This window comes from Burkholderia sp. WSM2232, assembly GCF_000472545.1.
Lineage (GTDB): Bacteria > Pseudomonadota > Gammaproteobacteria > Burkholderiales > Burkholderiaceae > Paraburkholderia.
Window position 1 is genome coordinate 165,180 of the sequence record NZ_AWZV01000004.1, and the last position, 18,946, is coordinate 184,125.

The 18,946-nt window shown below is 64.8% G+C and carries 18 protein-coding genes and 1 pseudogene; 2 read left to right on the forward strand and 17 right to left on the reverse strand.

The annotated features are described in order from the left end of the window. The first annotated feature begins 6 nt into the window (after positions 1-6). The gene (gene waaA / locus F757_RS0103015) at positions 7-1,320 is read left to right on the forward strand and encodes a lipid IV(A) 3-deoxy-D-manno-octulosonic acid transferase (protein WP_013338416.1); all 1,314 of its coding nucleotides are present in this window, start codon (positions 7-9) and stop codon (positions 1,318-1,320) included. A gap of 42 nt (positions 1,321-1,362) precedes the next feature. Here the strand turns inward: waaA and ureG are convergent, their stop codons facing one another. From ureG to F757_RS0103090, 14 genes and pseudogenes are all read right to left on the reverse strand, one after another. Continuing rightward, positions 1,363-2,016 (reverse strand): urease accessory protein UreG, encoded by a 654-nt coding sequence (gene ureG / locus F757_RS0103020; protein ID WP_027210107.1) that lies wholly within the window; start codon positions 2,014-2,016, stop codon positions 1,363-1,365. 11 nt (positions 2,017-2,027) lie between these two features. Next, positions 2,028-2,708 (reverse strand): urease accessory protein UreF, encoded by a 681-nt coding sequence (locus F757_RS0103025; protein ID WP_027210108.1) that lies wholly within the window; start codon positions 2,706-2,708, stop codon positions 2,028-2,030. Further along, positions 2,695-3,420 (reverse strand): urease accessory protein UreE, encoded by a 726-nt coding sequence (ureE, locus tag F757_RS0103030; protein ID WP_027210109.1) that lies wholly within the window; start codon positions 3,418-3,420, stop codon positions 2,695-2,697. The genes F757_RS0103025 and ureE overlap by 14 nt, the downstream gene beginning before the upstream one ends. Before the next feature lie 2 nt (positions 3,421-3,422). Next, the gene (ureC, locus tag F757_RS0103035) at positions 3,423-5,129 is read right to left on the reverse strand and encodes an urease subunit alpha (protein WP_027210110.1); all 1,707 of its coding nucleotides are present in this window, start codon (positions 5,127-5,129) and stop codon (positions 3,423-3,425) included. Between the two features lie 55 nt (positions 5,130-5,184). Beyond that, entirely contained in the window at positions 5,185-5,490 is a 306-nt protein-coding gene (locus tag F757_RS0103040) for an urease subunit beta (RefSeq protein WP_013338421.1), read from the reverse strand. A 41-nt stretch (positions 5,491-5,531) separates the two neighbouring features. Continuing rightward, positions 5,532-5,834, reverse strand: a complete 303-nt coding sequence (locus F757_RS0103045) for an urease subunit gamma (protein ID WP_027210111.1) — start codon at positions 5,832-5,834, stop codon at positions 5,532-5,534. A gap of 167 nt (positions 5,835-6,001) precedes the next feature. Beyond that, on the reverse strand, positions 6,002-6,805 hold the full coding sequence (locus tag F757_RS0103050) for a transporter substrate-binding domain-containing protein (RefSeq protein WP_027210112.1): 804 nt from the start codon (positions 6,803-6,805) through the stop codon (positions 6,002-6,004). A gap of 210 nt (positions 6,806-7,015) precedes the next feature. Then, entirely contained in the window at positions 7,016-7,909 is an 894-nt protein-coding gene (locus F757_RS0103055) for an urease accessory protein UreD (RefSeq protein WP_027210113.1), read from the reverse strand. A gap of 181 nt (positions 7,910-8,090) precedes the next feature. Next, positions 8,091-8,783: an urea ABC transporter ATP-binding subunit UrtE gene (gene urtE / locus F757_RS0103060; protein ID WP_027210114.1), complete on the reverse strand. Its 693-nt coding sequence runs from the start codon at positions 8,781-8,783 to the stop codon at positions 8,091-8,093. A 49-nt stretch (positions 8,784-8,832) separates the two neighbouring features. Further along, the gene (gene urtD / locus F757_RS0103065) at positions 8,833-9,696 is read right to left on the reverse strand and encodes an urea ABC transporter ATP-binding protein UrtD (RefSeq protein WP_027210115.1); all 864 of its coding nucleotides are present in this window, start codon (positions 9,694-9,696) and stop codon (positions 8,833-8,835) included. Further along, positions 9,693-10,886, reverse strand: a complete 1,194-nt coding sequence (gene urtC, locus F757_RS0103070) for an urea ABC transporter permease subunit UrtC (RefSeq protein ID WP_027210116.1) — start codon at positions 10,884-10,886, stop codon at positions 9,693-9,695. Before urtC ends, urtD begins: the two co-directional genes overlap by 4 nt. Position 10,887: 1 nt before the next feature. Continuing rightward, positions 10,888-12,534, reverse strand: a complete 1,647-nt coding sequence (gene urtB, locus F757_RS0103075) for an urea ABC transporter permease subunit UrtB (RefSeq protein WP_084530695.1) — start codon at positions 12,532-12,534, stop codon at positions 10,888-10,890. A gap of 443 nt (positions 12,535-12,977) precedes the next feature. Then, positions 12,978-14,282, reverse strand: coding sequence for an urea ABC transporter substrate-binding protein (urtA, locus tag F757_RS0103085; protein WP_027210119.1), 1,305 nt, complete (start codon positions 14,280-14,282; stop codon positions 12,978-12,980). Between the two features lie 629 nt (positions 14,283-14,911). Continuing rightward, positions 14,912-16,018 (reverse strand): annotated as a pseudogene (locus F757_RS0103090) (DUF3443 domain-containing protein); the annotation flags it as partial. A gap of 17 nt (positions 16,019-16,035) precedes the next feature. Between F757_RS0103090 and F757_RS36780 the strand changes: the two are divergent. Next, complete coding sequence (locus F757_RS36780) at positions 16,036-16,224, forward strand: hypothetical protein (protein WP_269658296.1); 189 nt, start codon at positions 16,036-16,038, stop codon at positions 16,222-16,224. A gap of 234 nt (positions 16,225-16,458) precedes the next feature. On the opposite strand, the gene F757_RS0103100 is transcribed toward F757_RS36780, so the two are convergent. The 3 genes from F757_RS0103100 to F757_RS0103110 form a co-directional block, all read right to left on the reverse strand. Beyond that, entirely contained in the window at positions 16,459-16,908 is a 450-nt protein-coding gene (locus F757_RS0103100) for a DUF2844 domain-containing protein (RefSeq protein ID WP_027210121.1), read from the reverse strand. 137 nt (positions 16,909-17,045) lie between these two features. Beyond that, entirely contained in the window at positions 17,046-18,338 is a 1,293-nt protein-coding gene (locus F757_RS0103105; protein ID WP_027210122.1) for a DUF3443 domain-containing protein, read from the reverse strand. A gap of 28 nt (positions 18,339-18,366) precedes the next feature. Next, on the reverse strand, positions 18,367-18,882 hold the full coding sequence (locus tag F757_RS0103110; RefSeq protein WP_027210123.1) for a DUF2844 domain-containing protein: 516 nt from the start codon (positions 18,880-18,882) through the stop codon (positions 18,367-18,369). Positions 18,883-18,946: the final 64 nt, after the last annotated feature.

The window sequence follows — 18,946 nt, forward strand, 5'->3', positions numbered from 1 at the left end:
GCCGCCGTGCTGAGGGCGATCTATAACGCGCTGTGGTGGCTTATCGCGCCCGCCGCGGTGCTGCGTTTGCTGATCCGCTCGCGTAAGGAGCGCGGTTATCGCGAGCATATCGGCGAGCGCTTTGGTTATGCGCGCGGACGCCTGCCCGAGGACAACGCGCCGCTCATCTGGGTGCATGCGGTGTCGGTCGGCGAGACGCGCGCCGCGCAGCCGCTGATCGAAGCGCTGATGAAGGCGCGTCCCGACGCGCGCATTCTGCTTACTCACATGACGCCGAGCGGCCGCGCGACCGGCGAACAGATTTTCGGCGACCGCGTGTTGCGCAGCTATCTGCCGTACGACATGCCGCGCGCGGTGCGGCGTTTCTTGCGCGCGTGGCGGCCGTCGCTTGGTCTCGTCATGGAAACCGAGGTATGGCCCACGCTGATCGACGAATGCCGCCGGGCGGACGTGCAACTGGTGCTGACCAATGCCCGCATGTCGGCGCGCTCGTATAAGCGCGCGGCGAAGTTCGGCGGCGCGACGAAAGACGTGTTCGGCGGCTTTGCACGCGTGCTCGCGCAAAGTCCTGCCGACGCCGAGCGGCTGACGGCGCTCGGCGCGCGCAATGTCGCGGTGCTCGGCAATCTGAAGTTCGATATGAGCACGCCGCCCGAACTGGCGGCGCGCGGTCATGCGTGGCGCGCGGCGATCGGCACGCGGCCCGTGTGGGTCGCCGCGAGCACACGCGAAGGCGAAGAGGAACTCGTGCTGCAGGCGTTTGCCGCGCTTGGGGTCGAGGGCGCGCTGCTGATTCTCGTGCCGCGCCATCCGCAGCGTTTTACCGAAGTGGCGGGGCTGGTCGAAAAAGCAGGCTTGCGGCTCGTGCGGCGCTCCGCCTGGGCGCCCGATGCGAAGGTGGCGTCGGCGGCCGCGGCTGCGAGCGGCGGCGTGCCGGCAATGCCTGCGGACGTGAATGTGCTGCTCGGCGATTCGATGGGCGAACTGGGCGCTTATTACGCTGCGTCGGATCTCGCGTTCATAGGCGGCAGTCTGCTGCCGCTCGGCGGGCAAAACCTGATCGAGGCGTGCGCGGTCGGCGTGCCCGTGCTGATCGGGCCGCACGTGTTCAACTTCACGCAGGCCACTGCCGATGCGGTCGCCGCCGGCGCGGCAGTGCAGGTGCAAGACCCGGCCGACCTTGGGCGCGCGCTGCGCGAGCTCTTCAACGACAAGGCGCGGCGCCTTGCGATGGGCGGAGCGGCGTCGGCCTTCGCGGCGCGGCATCGCGGCGCAACTGCGCGCACTGTGGATGTGTTGATGGCGTTGTTGCCGGAATGACGGGCGGCGGCGCTAAAACGGCGGCGCTGCAGCGGCGCGCCGTCAAACCTTCAACAAGCCCTTTCGTTCGATAAACCGCACCACCTCGTCCAATCCGTCGAGCGCCTTCAGATTGCACATTACAAAAGGCCGCTCGCCGCGCATCTTCTTCGCGTCGGACGCCATCACGTCGAGATTTGCACCCACCAGCGGCGCGAGATCGGTCTTGTTGATCACGAGCAGATCCGACTTCGTAATGCCAGGGCCGCCCTTGCGCGGAATCTTCTCGCCGCCCGCCACGTCGATCACATAGATGGTCAGGTCCGACAGTTCGGGGCTGAACGTGGCGGCAAGGTTGTCGCCGCCCGATTCTATGAAGACGATGTCCGCGTCCGGAAAACGCGTGAGCATGCGGTCCACGGCTTCCAGGTTGATCGACGCATCTTCGCGAATCGCCGTGTGCGGGCAGCCGCCCGTCTCGACGCCCATGATCCGCTCCGCCGGCAGCGCGCCCGCGACCGTCAGCAGCCGCTGGTCTTCTTTCGTATAGATGTCGTTCGTGATCGCGACCAGGTCGTACTGTTCGCGCATCGCCTTGCAGAGCATTTCGAGCAACGTGGTCTTGCCCGAGCCCACCGGGCCGCCGACGCCCACGCGCAGCGGCGGCAGCTTCTTCGTGCGAACGGACGAGAGGGCGGTATGTTGAGGTGCGTTCATGATGGATCGTTTTATGAGCGAAAGAGCCGCGAATACTGCGACTCGTGGCGCGCCGACAGAATGCCGAGTTGCGGCGCGAAGGTGTTGATGTTTTCCGGCGACGTGGCGAGCGCGCGTGTCACCGCCGCCTCGATGGGCCCGCGCAATGCGACGATAATGCGTTGCCCCGCGAGCTGCCCGAGCGGCACCGCCTTCAATGCGGCGGCGGCCTGGTTTTCGACCCAGCTGAACGCGTAGGCGGCGAGCGCGGCGCCCACGGGGGCGTCATGCGCATAGGCTGCGAAGGCGAACGCCGTAGGTTGGGCGAGCGGCGAGATGGAGGCGAGTGTCGTGCGCCGCGCCGCATCGCCCCATTCGAGCGAGACGCACAACTGCCGCAGCGACCAGCCCATCTGCGCGGTTTCGCGGCGCAACTCGGCGGACTCTCGGCTCGCGAGAAATTCGCTGTTGGCTTGCGCGAGACCGGCTGCGTCGTGAGTGCGCCAGCGTTCTATCTGATGCGCGAGGAACGGCAGCTCGCCGTGCGCCAGCACGTCGGTGAGGCCGCTTGCGATCCAGGCGCGCGCTGAGTCCGCGTCGGTGATGAGTTGCGCTTCGATCGCCGCTTCCAGTCCCTGCGAATAACTGAACGCGCCGATGGGCAGCGCCGGCGACGCGAGATGCAACAGCGCCGTGAGTTCAGCGATGCGCATGGTGATGAGGGTGGCCGTGGCCGCAGGATTCGTCGTGCGTGTGGCCTTTGTGGGCGTGGTCGTGCGCGTGATCGTGCGTGTGGCCTTCGTGGTCGTGTTCGTGGCCGTGTTCGTGCGTATGGCCATGAACATGTTGATGACCGTGATCGTGACCATGTTCGTGACCATGCTCATGACCGTGCGCATGACCTGACCCATGATGCTCGCCGAACACCTGCTGCGCGAGCGCATAATCTTCGGCAAAGCTCTCGTCATGCCCGTGCTTGTGCCCGCCGCCGTACGCGCCGGATTCGGGCTGAAACGGCATGGACAGCTGGTCGACCGTTGCGCCGATGCGCCCGAGCATGTCGGCGAGCACCGGATCGTATTCGAGCTTCAGATAATCCGCGCCGACTTCCACCGGCGTATGACGATTGCCGAGGTGATACGCCGCGCGGGTCAGCGTCAGCGCATCTTTCGCACGCACCACCAGCACCGTTTCGGGTGCGGCGACCACGCGCACGAGGCCGCCGTCGTCGGCGACCAGCACATCGCCGTCGCGCAGCACGGTGCCGCGCGGCAGCAGCACGGCCACTTCCTCGCCGTTATCGAGCGTGGCCGCTAGGCGGCTCTTGCGGCGCTCGTCGAAAGCGAGCGTCAGCGTGGGTGCGCGCTTCAGAAGCACCGGCGCGAGCTTCAGATGAGGGGCAAGCAGCTTGTCGAGGGTGCGCATGATCAGAACAGGAAGTAGCGTTGCGCCATCGGCAGAACAGTGGCCGGTTCGCAGGTCAGCAATTGGCCGTCTGCAATTACCTGATACGTTTCCGGATCGACGCTGATCGACGGGCGCCACGCGTTGTGAATCATGTCCGCCTTCGTGATGTTGCGGCAGTTCTTCACAGCCACGATACGCTTTTGCAGACCATAGCGCTCGGCGACGCCTGCGTCGGCGGCGAGTTGCGAAACGAAGGTCAGCGACGTGCGCCCTAAAGCGCCGCCGCGCGTTGCGAACATCTCGCGATAATGCACCGGCTGCGGCGTCGGAATCGACGCATTCGGGTCGCCCATCTGCGCCATGGCGATCATGCCGCCCTTCAGGATGAGCGACGGCTTGATGCCGAAGAACGCGGGCTCCCAGAACACGAGGTCCGCCCATTTGCCAGGCTCGATCGAACCCACTTCGTGCGCAATGCCGTGAGTGATCGCCGGGTTGATCGTGTACTTGGCGACATAGCGCTTTGCACGGAAGTTGTCGTGCCGCGCGTTGTCCTCGGGCAGCGCGCCGCGCTGCACTTTCATCTTGTGCGCGGTTTGCCACGTGCGGATGATCACTTCGCCCACGCGGCCCATTGCCTGCGAATCGGACGACAGCATGGAGAGCGCGCCCAGATCGTGCAGGATGTCTTCGGCCGCAATGGTCTCGCGGCGAATCCGCGATTCGGCAAACGCAATGTCTTCCGCAATCGAGGGGTCCAGGTGGTGGCATACCATCAGCATGTCGAGATGCTCGTCGAGCGTGTTGACGGTGTAGGGCCGCGTCGGATTGGTCGACGAAGGCAGCACGTTCGCTTCGCCGCAGACCTTGATGATGTCCGGCGCGTGGCCGCCGCCCGCGCCTTCCGTGTGATACGTGTGGATCGTGCGGCCCTTGAACGCGGCCACGGTCGCTTCCACGAAACCCGCTTCGTTCAGCGTGTCGGTGTGAATCGCGACCTGCGTGTCGGTGTCGTCGGCAACCGAGAGGCAATTGTCGATCGCGGCCGGCGTCGTGCCCCAGTCCTCGTGCAGCTTCAGGCCGATGGCGCCCGCGGCGATCTGTTCGAGCGCCGGCTGCGGCTGGCTCACGTTGCCTTTGCCGAGAAAGCCGAGATTCATCGGGTAGCCGTCCGCGGCTTGCAGCATGCGCTCGAGATGCCACGGACCCGGCGTGCAGGTGGTCGCGTTGGTGCCCGTTGCGGGGCCCGTGCCGCCGCCGAGCATGGTCGTCACGCCGCTCGCGAGCGCTTCCTCGATCTGCTGCGGGCTGATGAAGTGAATGTGTGTGTCGATGCCGCCCGCCGTCACGATCAGCCCCTCGCCGGCAATCACTTCGGTGGACGCGCCGATGGCAATCGTCACGTTGGGCTGAATGTCGGGGTTGCCCGCCTTGCCGATGGCGGCAATGCGGCCGTCCTTGATGCCGATGTCGGCCTTCACGATGCCCCAGTGGTCGAGAATCACCGCATTTGTCACGACGGTATCGACAACCTCGGCATGCACGCGCTGCGATTGGCCCATGCCGTCGCGAATCACTTTTCCGCCGCCGAATTTGACTTCTTCGCCGTAGGTCGTGAAGTCGCGTTCGACTTCGATCAGCAACTCGGTGTCGGCAAGACGCACGCGGTCGCCGGTGGTGGGGCCGAACATTTCCGCGTATGCGCGGCGGCCAATGCGTAAGGTCATGATGTGGGTCCGGAATTGAGCAGGGCGGGTCGGGCAGCAGAGCGCGCGCGGCGCCTCAGAGCTTGCCCATCACCTTGCCGTTGAAGCCGTGGACGATGCGCTCGCCCGCCAGTTCGACCAGCTCGACCGTGCGCTCCTGGCCGGGCTCGAAGCGCACCGCGGTGCCCGCCGCGATGTTCAGGCGAAAGCCGCGCGCCGCTTCGCGATCGAACGCGAGGGCGTCGTTCACTTCGTAGAAGTGATAGTGCGAGCCGATCTGCACCGGCCGGTCGCCGGTATTCGACACGACGACCGTGACGGTCGCGCGGCCCGCGTTGAGCTCGTGCTCGCCTTCGTCGATGATGAGTTCGCCGGGAATCATGGGCGTGCCTTTCGTATTCGGGGAGATCAAGGTTCAGCGGCTCACGGAATCGGATGATGCACGGTGACGAGCTTCGTGCCGTCCGGGAAGGTGGCTTCCACCTGGATGTCGGGGATCATCTCGGGCACGCCTTCCATCACGTCGTCGCGGGTGAGCAGCGTGGTGCCGTAGTGCATGACCTCGGCGACGGTCTTACCGTCGCGGGCTGCTTCCATCAACGCCGCCGTGATCAACGCGACCGCTTCCGGATAGTTGAGTTTGAGGCCGCGCGCGCGGCGCCGTTCGGCAAGCAGCGCGGCGGTGAAGATCAGCAGCTTGTCCTTCTCGCGAGGTGTCAGCTTCATCGAATGAGTGCGGTGGGTGGCGCCTGCTCCAACGGAACAGGTCGCGACAATGATAGGCGTTGCACATCCCCAATGCGATCCGTGCAATGCCGGACACAACGCCGGACACAACGCCGGACACAACGCCGGACAGACAGTGACGCTATCAAGCCCGGCTAACGGTGTGCTTACAGGTCGGCAGGCAGCGCCGCGCCGAACCACTTCTTCGACATCGTGTTGAGCGTGCCGTCCTGCCGCGCCTGCGCGATAGCGGCGTTGACCTTTTGCTGCAGGCGCGGTTCGTTCTTGTTCATGCCGACGAAGCACGGCGAGTTCTTGATGACGAACTTCGGCTCCGGCCGGCGCGGCGGATTCTTCGCGAGGATCGCGGCGGCGACGATGTTGCCCGCGGCGATCAGTTGAACCTGGCCTGAGAGGAACGCGGCGATGGTTGCGTTGTTGTCTTCGAAGCGCTTGATCGTGGCGTTGGGCGCCATTTGCGAGAGGCCGAGTTCCTCGAGCGCGCCGCGCGTCGCGCCCACCGTCTTGCCGGTGAGATCGGCGGGGCCGCTGACCTTGACGTCGGCGGGACCGAACACGCCCTGGTAATACGGCGCGTAAGCGGTCGAGAAGTCGATGACTTTCTCGCGATCCGGCGTCTTGCCGAGTGACGAGATCACCAGATCCACCTTGTTGGTTTGCAGATACGGGATGCGGTTCGCGCTATTCACGGGCACCAGTTCCAGCTTCACGTTCATCGACTTCGCGAGCAGCGCGGCGGTGTCGATGTCGTAGCCCTGCGGCTTCATGTCGGGGCCGACCGAGCCGAACGGCGGATAGTCTTCGGGCACCGCGACCTTCAGTACGCCGGCCTTGGCGATGTTGTCGAGCGTGTCGGCGTGCGCTGTATTAGCGGTGATCGCGAGAATGGACGAGACGAGCAGAGAGGCCAGCAACGTGCGGCGCGTGGAGCGAAGCGTGGGTCGGTTCATTTGTAGTAGGCGTGCGTGATGGTGGCGATAGCGGTGGCGGGTGGCTGCGCTGTTTCGAGCGGCAGCATCGCGGCTGAGAATGCAAGGTGTGTGCCATCGTGGTGCGGCGGGCGCTGGCAGGAAGAATAGCGCGGCGTGCACCAAGGGTGGGCCCGGCTTTGCGCCGGGTTGGTGCGTGCGTGTCTTACGCGGTGAAAGCGGGCCGCCGACCTAGGTGGTCCATATCCTCAACGGCACGGCCTCGACCTTATGCACAACGGGGCGCAACTGCAACCAGCATTGCGTCAACGCGCGCTGCAACGTCTCCATCGACCTCGATACCGCCCGCACGAGCAGCACGCCATCGGTCACACACGAAGCGGCCGCACGCAATGAATCGTCGAAGGGCAGTTGTGCGCTCAGCGCTTCGGCGAGTGCGTCGTTGCAGGCGGGTCCGACGGCCCACAGCGTCCCATACGCGGGACATCCGCCGAGCCCTTGCGCGGCATCGCGCAGCGGATCGTCCGCCGCAAGATGGGCGCGTTCCAGCCACAGCAATTCGCCACTGGTCCGCGCGATACGCGAGAGCGCTTGCAAGCTGCCCTCCGACCACCGCTCGCCGGCCGCTTGACGGCCAAGCTGCGTCGCATCCCAGCCGATTGCGGTGGCGCCTTCGGCGAGCGTCAGCGAAAAATCGAGTGTCGCATTCGCCCGATCGAACACGATGTTGTTCTGCGGCAGCCAGTCGAGCTTTGCCTGTGCGCCGACGCGCACGGCGATCTGCTGCCGCGCTGCGCGGCCATTGGACTTGTACCACTTGGTCGCGCCAGGCGTCGTGATGACCGCATGGGCACCGGCGCCCACGTCGACGTGAATGGAAAGCTCATCGCCGCCTGCAATGCCGCCTGGCGGATGCACGATCACCGCGTGACAGATTGATTCGCCTTCGGGATAAAGCGGCCGCTGCACGCGCAACGGCCCATCGTGAAGCCGATGAGCGAGCGTGGTCCGCTCGCCCTGCCTGACGAAGCCGAGCTCGAGCCGCGCGCGCCATTGCGCATGCGCATGTGCGTGTGCTTGCCCTTGCGCATTGGCCAGCGTGACGTGATTTTCGTGAAGCGACATGCGAAGGAACGTGCGATCGACGTGTAAGTGGAAGTGCAACCAGAGGCGCGTGCAGGCCGATACCATGCCCCGGAATGTTGGGGGCTTGACCTAGGACGCCAGAACGCCAGGACGCGAGGACGCCAGGACGCCAGGACGCCAGGACGCGCCGAGCATAGCACGCCTTCGCAACGCGCACGGCTCACACGGCGATCAGCGCGCGCACGCCGTCGGCATCCATATTGACGCCTTCGCCGCCCGCGACAATCTCGCCGCGGCTCATCACCCAATAGCGGTCGGCAATGTCCTTCGCGAAGTCGTAATACTGCTCGACGAGCAGCACGGTCATGCCCATTTCCTCGACCAGTTGGCGCAGCGTGCGGCCAATGTCCTGGATGATGGACGGCTGTATGCCTTCGGTGGGCTCATCCAGAATCAGCAGTTGCGGATCGCTCATCAACGCGCGGCCGATCGCGAGCTGTTGTTGCTGACCGCCCGACAGATCGCCGCCACGGCGCCCGCGCATGTCCTTGAGCACGGGAAACAACTCATAGATGCGCTCGGGAACCTTTTTCGGCGCTTTCTTGCTGGCCGCGCCCACCAGCAGATTTTCTTCCACGGTGAGGCGCGGAAAAATATCGCGCCCCTGGGGCACATAGGCGAGTCCTTTCTCGACACGCGAATAGGTGGGCAGCTTCGTGATCGGTGCGCCGCGCCACGCGATGGAGCCGCTTTTCGTCTGCACGACGCCCATCAGGCAACGCAGCAGCGTGGTCTTGCCCACGCCGTTGCGGCCGAGCAGAACCGTGAGCTTGCCGTCCGGCACCGTGAGCTTCACATCGCGAAGAATGTGGCTGCCGCCGTAGTACTGATTCAGATTTTCGACTTCCAGCATCTTGTTTCGATCCTCCCGACCTCTTAGACCTTTGCATTCGCCCGCCCGCTCAGCGGCCGAGATACGATTCGATCACCGTCTCGTCGCGCTTCACCTCGTCGAGCGTGCCGTGCGCGAGCACGCGTCCTTCGGCCATGACCGTGACTTTGCCGCTTGCACCGGACAGCGCCGCGACGAATTCCATGTCGTGTTCGACCACCATCATCGAGCAGGTGCCGCGCAGGTGATTGAGCAGGTCGGCCAGTTGCATTGTTTCGTCGTCGGTCATGCCGGCCGCCGGTTCGTCGAGCAGCAGCAGCGCGGGCTGTTGCATCAGCAACATGCCGATCTCGAGCCGCTGTTTCTGTCCATGCGAAAGCTCGCCTGCAAGACGGCGCGCTTCGCTTTCCAGACCGATCAGCACGAGCGTCTCTTCAATGCGCGCTTGCGCCGCGCGGTCGAGCCGCGCCCGCAACGAGGCGAGCCATCCCTTGTCGGTCTTCATCGCGAGTTCGAGGTTTTCCCACACGGGATGCTGCTCGAAAACGGTCGGCTTCTGAAACTTGCGTCCAATGCCGGCGCGCGCAATGGACGGCTCGTTCATTCGCGTCAGGTCGATTGACTGGCCGAGAAACACCTTGCCCGAATCGGGCTCGGTCTTGCCGGTAATCACGTCCATCATGGTCGTCTTGCCCGCGCCGTTCGGGCCGATGATGCAACGCAGTTCGCCGGCGTCGATGGAAAGCGTCAGTGCGTTCAACGCGCGAAAGCCGTCGAAGCTCACGGTCACGTCTTCGAGATAGAGGATCGTGCCGTGCGACACGTCGATCTGCCCCGGCACGACCGCGTGCCCCATGCTGGCGACGCCGCTCAGCGCATGTTGCGAAGGTTGTTCGGGCAGGTCGAGGTCGGGAACCATCGGGTTTTCGTTCATGAGCGGTTCCTCTTGCGCTTGGCGAGATCCACGATTCCCATGATGCCGTTCGGCAGGAAAAGCGGAACCAGCACGAAAATCAGACCGAGGAAGAACAGCCAGTATTCGGGAAAGTTCGCGGTGAAAAAGCTTTTCGCGCCGTTGACCGCGAAGGCGCCGACAATCGGCCCGATCAGCGTGCCGCGACCGCCCACGGCCACCCAGATCGCCATTTCGATTGAATTGCCAGGCGACATCTCGCCCGGATTGATGATGCCGACCTGCGGCACATACAACGCGCCGGCAATGCCGCACAGCACCGCTGACAGGGTCCACACAAAAAGCTTGTAGGCGAGCGGACTGTAGCCGAGGAACATCAGGCGGGTTTCGCCGTCGCGCACGGCGGTGACGACGCGGCCGAGCTTCGACGTGACGATTGCCCGCGCGCCGATGAACGCGGCGATCAGCACGGCGAACGTAATGAGCAGCAGCGCGGTGCGCGTGCCCGCATGCGTGATCGGAAAGCCGCCGATGCGCTTGAAGTCCGTAAAGCCGTTATTGCCGCCGAAGCCCGTCTCGTTACGGTAGAACAGCAGCATGGCGGCAAACGTCATGGCCTGCGTGATGATCGACAGATACACGCCTTTCACGCGCGAGCGGAACGTGAAAAAGCCGAACACCCACGCGACCACGGCCGGCACCAGCACCACGAGCATGAGCGCGTAGCCGAGATGCTGCGTGCCTTGCCAGTACCAGGGCAGTTGGTGCCAGTCGAGAAACACCATGAAGTCGGGCAGATCGCTGCCGTACTTGCCGTCGTGACCGATGGCACGCATCAGGTACATGCCGATCGCGTAGCCGCCGAGCGCGAAGAAGAGCGCATGGCCGAGGCTCAGAATGCCGCAGTAGCCCCACACGAGATCGAGCGCGAGCGCGGCAATCGCATAGCACATGAACTTGCCGGCAAGCGTCGTCGCGTAAGCGGAGAGGTGCAGGGGACTGGTTTGCGGCACCACGAGCGTGGCGAACGGCACGCCGAGCCCGACCACGGCGATCAATACGATCAGCGCGAGCCACGCGCGCCGCGACAGAAGCGCGGGACGCGGCGGCAAGCCGAGTGCGAAACCGGTCTGCGCGTCGCGGCCGCCAACCGTGGCGCCGTGTGCGCCCAGGTGGCTCTGTGCGGTCGAGGGAGAAGTTGCAGACGTCATGTCATGCCTCCGCGCTACGGCCCTTGAGGGCGAACATGCCCTGCGGACGCTTCTGGATGAACAACACGATCAGCACGAGCACCGCGATCTTCGCGAGCACCGCGCCCCAGAACGGTTCGATCGCCTTGCTGACGAGCCCGAGGCCGAAGCCGCCGATCACCGTGCCCGCCAGTTGTCCGACGCCGCCCAGCACGACGGCCATGAACGAATCGATGATGTAGCTTTGCCCGAGGTCGGGGCCGACGTTGCCGATCTGCGAGAGCGCGCAGCCGCCGAGACCCGCGATGCCCGCGCCGAAAGCAAACGCGTACGAGTCCACCCGCGCGGTTTTCACGCCGACGCACGCCGCCATGCGCCGGTTCTGCGTGACGGCGCGCACGAAGAGACCAAGGCGCGTTTTTGTCAGCACGGCCCACGCAATGCCGACCACGATCAGCGCAAACGCCAGGATCGCAAGCCGGTTGTACGGGAGAATCAGGCCCGGCAGCACGGTCACGCCGCCGCTCATCCACGAAGGGTTGACCACCTGCACGTTCTGCGCGCCGAACAGCATGCGCGTTGCCTGAATCAGGATCAGGCTGATGCCGAACGTGGTGAGCAGCGTTTCGAGCGGGCGGCCATACAGATGCTTGAGCACCAGCCGCTCGATGACGATGCCCACCAGCGCGGCCGCCGCGAACGACGCAGGTACGGCGACGAGCGGATACCAGTCCACGGCGCCCGGCGCCATGCGCTGAAAGAGGTTCTGCACGACATAAGTGGCGTACGCGCCGATCATCAGGAACTCGCCGTGCGCCATGTTGATGACGCCGATCAGGCCGTAGGTGATGGCAAGGCCGAGCGCCGCGAGCAGCAGCACGCTGCCCAGCGACAGACCGGCGAACAGCGTGCCGGCGATTTCGCTGCGGCGGCGGATCGCATCGAGTTCGTCGATGCCGCTTTGCGCCGCGGCGCGCACGCGCGCGTCGCTTTCGGCGAAGCTGCCGTCCGCTTTCTTCGCGACGAGCGGGCGCAGCAGCTCGTTCATTTCGAGGTCGTGCCGTGCGGCGACGAGCTGCACGGCCTCGAGTCGCTTCGCGGCGTCGGCGTCGTGCAATGCGGTCATCGCCCACAGCGTGTCGAGGCGCTTTTTCAGCGCGGGGTCGGTTTCCTTCGCGCGGGCCGTGTCGATGAGCGGCTTCATCGAGGCGTCGGGGTTCTTCAGCAGCGCGTCGATGGCTTGTGCGCGTGTCGTCTTGTCCGGCGAGTCGAGTTGCAGGCCCGAGAGCGCGCCCGCAACTTTCGCGCGCAGCAGATTGTTCAGTGTGACCGGTTGCGCGTCGCCGGCTTCGACCGTCTTGCCGGTGACGGCGTCGCGCGTGGTGTCGCCGTCCTGCAGTAGAACCGCGCCGGAGTCGGTGGCGAGCACGCCGTCTTCGGACAGTGCCTTCAGCACCGTTAGCGACTCCTTGTCGTGATGGGCGATGAGCTTGTCGATGGCGGCGGACTTCGCGTCGAAGTCGTCGCCGGCGAGCGGCGCAACATCGGCCGCGCTCAGGGCGAATGCGCTATGGGGTGCGAGCCCGCCGAACGCGAGCAGCACAAGCGCCGCGCTGCTTGCGCTGCGTCGCGCGATTCGCCGTGCAGAAGTGAGAATTGAAAACGCCATGATGGCCTTTGAAGAATGACTGACGGCGCGTCGCGCGAGGGGCCGTGCGCGACGGCTGATTGCATGCTGGTGCGCGCCGTGCTTTGTGGTGACGTGCCGGCTCGTTTGGCCGCTGGGTTGCCGAGCTGCCGAGCTGCCGAGCTGCCGAGCTGCCGGGTTTCCGAGCTGCCGGGTTTCCGATCTGCCGGGTTGCCGATCTGCCGGGTTGCCGGGTTGCCGAGCTGCCGAGCTGCCGAGCTGCCGCGCTGCCGAGCCGCCAAATCGCCGAGCCGCCAAATCGCCGAGCCGCCAAATCGCCGAACTGCATCGCGGCAGCGCCTTCAGGCGCGTGACGGTGCGTGGAAGCACCCGGCAGCGGCGCGGCCGCCCCGGCGGCAAAGCGAGCCGCCGCGGCGCGCCACGTCATCAGGCAATGTCACGCAACATCAAGCAGCTTCGCACCGTCACGCGATTCGCGAGCGGGAGCGCTTGAGGAACGCGGGAATCGAACTCACGACATCCGGCTTGCCCGCGTTGCCGGCAATGAACGGGCTCCACGGCTGCGCACGAACCGCGGTCTTGGTGCGCCAGACCACGTTGAACTGACCGTCCGCGCGAACTTCGCCGATCATCACCGGCTTGTGCAGATGGTGATTGCCGTCCATCTGCAGCGTGAAGCCCGAAGGCGCCGCGAACTGCTGGCCGATCATCGCCACGCGGACCTTGTCGACGTCCGTGCTCTTTGCCTTCTCGACCGCCTGCTTCCACATGTGAATGCCGACGAAGGTCGCTTCCATCGGGTCGTTGGTCACGCGCTTCGCGCCGCCCGGCAGGTTGTTATCCTTGACCCATGCGGCCCATTGTTTCTTGAACTTCTCGTTGGCCGGATTGCGCACCGACATGAAGTAGTTCCATGCCGCGAGATTGCCGACGAGCGGCTTGGTGTCGATGCCGCGCAGTTCTTCCTCGCCGACCGAAAAGGCCACCACGGGCACGTCCGACGCCTTCAGCCCCTGGTTGCCGAGCTCCTTGTAGAACGGCACGTTCGAGTCGCCGTTCACCGTCGAGATCACAGCCGTCTTGCCGCCTTGGGAGAACGTCTTGATATTGGCGACGATGGTCTGGTAGTCGCTGTGGCCAAACGGCGTGTAGACCTCCTGGATGTCGGCCTCCTGCACGCCCTTCGACTTCAGGAACGCGCGCAGGATCTTGTTGGTCGTGCGCGGGTACACGTAGTCGGTGCCGAGCAGGAAGAAGCGCTTTGCGCCGCCGCCTTCCGCGCTCATCAGATACTCGGTGGCCGGAATTGCCTGCTGGTTCGGCGCCGCGCCCGTATAGAACACGTTGCGCGACATTTCTTCGCCTTCGTACTGCACCGGGTAGAAGAGCAGGCCGTTGAGTTCCTCGAACACCGGCAGCACCGACTTGCGCGACACAGAGGTCCAGCAGCCGAAAACCACGGCGCACTTTTCCTGCGTGATCAGTTGACGCGCCTTTTCGGCGAAGAGCGGCCAGTTCGACGCCGGGTCGACCACGACCGGCTGAATCTGACGGCCCATCACCCCGCCGTTCTTGTTGATGTCCGCGATCGTCATGAGGGCGGTGTCTTTCAGCGATGTCTCGGAGATGGCCATCGTGCCCGACAGCGAATGCAGAATGCCGACCTTGATGGGACCGCTCGCGGACTGCGCATGCGCAAACGGCGCGCGACCTGCGAGCGCGAGCGCGCCAGACATGGAGCCGAACTTCAACAGACTGCGACGTTTCATGTATATCCCCTTGCCATTGATGATGAATGTTTATGGGCGTCGATCTCAGCCGCAGGGCTTGCCCCGCATGACTTGCCGCTCGTGTACTGCAAGGCATATGCCATGTTGATGATCTGCGCGCATTCGCGCTGACTTGCGCGCTGTGGCGCGGCCGGACACGCGCGAGCCTATGCGCGGTGGCGTACAAAGCTGGTGCATGGAGATGGGATGCGCCTCGTTCAGGTGCGGCGCGCGCCGCGACGAGGCGTGAGAAAACAGGAGCGGGCGTTGACGGTGCACGCGCGCAGCGGCTTTGTGCATGGCCGGGGATGTCTGCGTGATCGACCCGTGGGGCGGCGGAAGCGTCGAAGAGGACGATGGAGGTGTGAATGCTGAGGTGTGAACGCGGAGGTGTGGGCGTTGAGGTATCAGCGTTGAGGTGGATCGATGAGTGTGAACGCTGACGTGTGAACGCTAAGGTTTGGGCGCTAAGGTTTGGGCGCTGAGGTTTGGACGCTGAGGTTTGAACGCAGGGGTTTGCGCGCAGAGGTGTGAACGCTGACGCATGAACGTCGAGGCAGAAGCGCCGCGGTGCGAGGCCGGCGTCGCGTTACGCCGGCCTATTTTGTGAAGCGTTGCTCGCGTCTGTGTCAGAAGGCGATGAACGGCCCGCTTTGCGCTCCTGCTTGCGAGCCGTTCAGCGCGGTGTACACACTACGGCCGAAGAAGAACGGCAAGCCCCAGATGAAGTACCCCGAGACCGACGTGTACGACGCGACGTTGTCGAAGGCAGCATAGGTACCCGAGAGGAGGTTCGCGGTATTGGCCACCTGGAAGGGCACGGTTGCTGCGCTACCCGCGCCGCTCGTTGACTTGAGGAGCGCCGAAAGGCTCAACGTAGTTGCGGGTGTATAGCGGCCCCATGCGTCGAACGGAATGGCCGTGTCGCCGAAGATGGTGGTGTTCGAGCCGCTGTCGATAGCGCCGCTGCCGAACGTGCCGCCCTTGTACGTGGTCGTGAAAAAGCCGTTGCCGTCGAGCGCGATGATGTTGGCGGTAGAAGGTAGCGCGTTGTTCTGCTGCGTTCCGATGCCGAACACGAGTTCGCCCGTCGCGCTTGCCTGACCACCCGGCTGCAGCGAGGGCAAACGAATCACGGTGCCGTTGTTATCGGTCGTGAAGTCCGCTACCGGATTCATGATCTGCGTATCCAGCGGCACGCGCGTGTTGGTACACGGCCCCGTGGACGGACAGTAATAGTAGGCTGCCGGCAGCACGAACTGCGCGGCGAGTGGAAAGTCGCGCACCGCTGAGCCAATGCCGATCACACCGTTCGCGCCGAGCTGCGTCACGTTGCCGATGTCGACGATGCCGCGCGACGCACAATCCGTTGGCGTGGGATTCGCACCGTCGCTGATGACCTGCACCGGCAAATTGCCGGCCAGCTTGGTGCCGATGGTCACGTCCGCGCGCTTGACCGAACCCCATGTGTAACCCGACGCGAAGATCGCGCATTGGGAGATGGGCGCGTCATGCGTGGGGTCGTCTGTGGCGCCTGTCTGCGCCGGCAGGCTGCCTGCGAGCGCGGAGCCGAGCGCACTTGCCAGCACACGCACGCCTGCGGAGCCTGTGTCGAGCAACATGTGATCGATGGTCGCGCATTGGTTCGTGCCTTGCACGCCCGGAATGCAGATCTTCACGGTGACATAGGGCGTGTTGGCGTAGCCGCCTGTCCATCGTTCTACTGTGATGGGGGCGGTGTTTTGAGCCGGTGTTGGCGTTGGTGCTGGGGCCGGGGCTGGGGCTGGAGTCGGAGTCGGAGTCGGAGTCGGAGCAGGAGCAGGAGCAGGAGCAGGAGCAGGAGCAGGAGCAGGAGCAGGAGCAGGAGCAGGAGCAGGAGCAGGAGCCGGAGCCGGAGCCGGAGCAGGAGCCGGAGCCGGAGCCGGAGTCGGAGCCGGTGTAGGACTAGTAGCGGAAGCGGGCGTCGGGCTCGAGCTCGCCGAAGCCCCGGAAGCCGGAGCCGAAGAATCCGTTTTACTGTTGTTCTGCGTAGCGGCGTTCGTACCGTCCGCGTCGTCGCCGCCGCCACCACCGCAACCGGCCAGCCCGACGGTAGCAGTAAGCAAAGCGAAGCAGATTGTCTTGCTGAAAGTATTCATTTTTGTTGTTCGTGATTGAACGTGTGCCACGTATGCCGTCACCGGATGTCTTCGGCGCGGACATTCGCGGGCAGAAGCCGCGGCAGGATGGCCTTGCCGAAAAAGTTGCCGGGCCGGCCCATCGACTCGATCTGAAAGTCGTCGCTGCGCTCGATGGACGGACCGGTGCCGCGTGGCTTACCCGCCCCCGCCGACGCCGCGCGATGAAAATAGTTGCCGAGTAGCGCGTTCATATCGGGGCGCACCGGCCCCTGCCAGGCGACGGCAAACACGACGTTACTGGGAAGCGTGTATTCGCGAACCGTGACACCGCTTGCGTCGCGTGTTTCATGCAGTCTGTAGGATGCCGAACTGTTGGGTACGGCCACTGCCGCCGAGCGCAGCGACGCTTGCGACGGCGCACCGGTGTTTGGCGCGCCGCCCAACGCCGCATAAGAAGCCAGCGGCAAAATGAGCGCGGCGACGGGCGCCGCCTTTAGAAACTTCATTGGAATGCTCCGGCAAAAAGGTCGGAGCATGTTGCCAGCGCAGCCATACCGGAATATGCGGACAAGGCTGAATGTGTTCGCGGAAATGGACGAAGGAGGCGCGGGTACAAGCGCGCCTCTGGTGTCGCGGCAGATGCCTAGAACGCGACGAACGGTCCGCTCTGAGTGCCGATCTTCACGTTGCCGATGGCCGTGTACACATCCCGTCCATAGAAAAACGGCAGTCCCCACAGGAACATGCTGATCTTGCGATTCGCGAAGTACGAGCCGGCATTATTGAGCGCATAGCTGCCCGCTGAGCGCAAGGCAAGCGCGTTGCCGACGGAAAACGGCATGTTGACCGGCGTGCCCGCGCCGTTGGTGGACTCCATAATTGCGCTCAGACTGAGCGGCGCGGCGGGCGTGTACCAGTTGTCCGGCGTGGCGGGGATCGTGTCGTCCGGAAAGGCGTACGCATTCGTGCCGCTGTCGATTGCGCTGTGCGTGTAGACCTGGCCTTTGTACTGCGTCGTGAAATTGCCGTATTTGTCGACGGCAAGAACATTGAGACCCGACGGCATTACATTGTTCTGCTGCGTGCCGATGCCGAACACCAGTTGCCCTGTCACACTCGCCTGGCCGCCGGCCGGCACGGCGGGCAGGCGGATGATCGCGCCGTTGTTGTCCGTGGCGAACGCAACGACCGGATTCTTCACCTCCTTGCTCGCCAGCATGCGGGTGCTGACGCACGAGTTCTGCGACGGGCAATAGTAGTAGTTGCCGGGGATCGCGGTGGTTACCGCGTCGGCAGAATCGGTGGCGAAATTGTCGATGCCGAGAATGCCGTTCACGCCCGCAAAGCCGCTGCCGCCCATGTCGGCGCCGTAGTTCGAGCAGTCGTCGGGTGTCGGATAGATACCGTCGGAATAAACCTGGATGGGAAGGTTGCTCGCGGTCTTGCTGCCGATCGTGATGTCCGCGCGCTTGACCGAGCCCCATGTATAGCCCGCCGCAAACGGCATGCACTCGGCAATGGGTGCGGCGCCGGTCGTGTCGTCGACCGCGCCGACCTGCGTCAGCAGCAACGGCGCGAGCGTGGGGATGGCGCGCGCAGCGATACGCACGCCGGTGGAACCGGTGTCGACCAGCATGTTGTCCACGGTCACGCACTGCGGCGCGGCCTGCGTACCGGGCACGCAGACCTTGATGGATGCCTTCAGCACGTTGACGCTGCCAGGCGAATTGTCCACGGTGATTTGCACCGTGTTGTCGCCGGTATTGGGCAGCGACGCATTGTCCGACGTCCCCGAGCCGTGTGGCGTCCAGTCCGGCGTGGCGTTCCAGTTGGCTGAATTGCTGCCCTGATTGCCGTTTCCGCCGCCGCCGCACGCGGACAATGTAAAGACCGCGACGGCGGCCACGAGCGAAAGCGTCTTCTTCAATGTGTTCATAGCTGTTCTCTTCGCGCTGAGCGCCGGTTTAGTCGAGGTCGCCGGGACGCACGCCTGCAGGCACTAGACGCGGCAGCCATGCCATGCCGGAAAAGTTGCCGAGGCGGCCTGTGGACTCGATGCGGAATTCGCCGTTGCCTTCGACCAGCGGTCCCGAGCCGTGCACGCCGGATTGCCCGGCCGCCACGTAATTGCCGAAGTAGCTGCCAAGCAGAGTGCGCATGTTCGGGCGAACCGGTCCCGCCCACGCGACGGCGAATACGACGTTGGAAGGCAGTACGTATTCGCGGACGGTGACGCCGTTCGAGTCCACGGACTCGCGTACCGAGTAAGGCGCGGTGCCGGCAGCCGCGCTGGCAGGCTGGTTCGCGGCGGCGGGCGCCGCAGCAGCGGCCACGCCGGAACCTGACTGCACGGCGGCGGCGCGCAGCATGAGCGGCGCAAAAGCGGCCGCGGTCGGCGCGCCGCCTAGCGCCGCATAGGACGACAGCGGCAACAGCGGCAACAGGCTCGCGGCCAACATCGCGATCTTGAAAAGTCTCATCACACGGCTCCCAGAATGGACCGAGCATGGTGCCCGTGTGGTATTCGGGAAAAACCGGGAAATT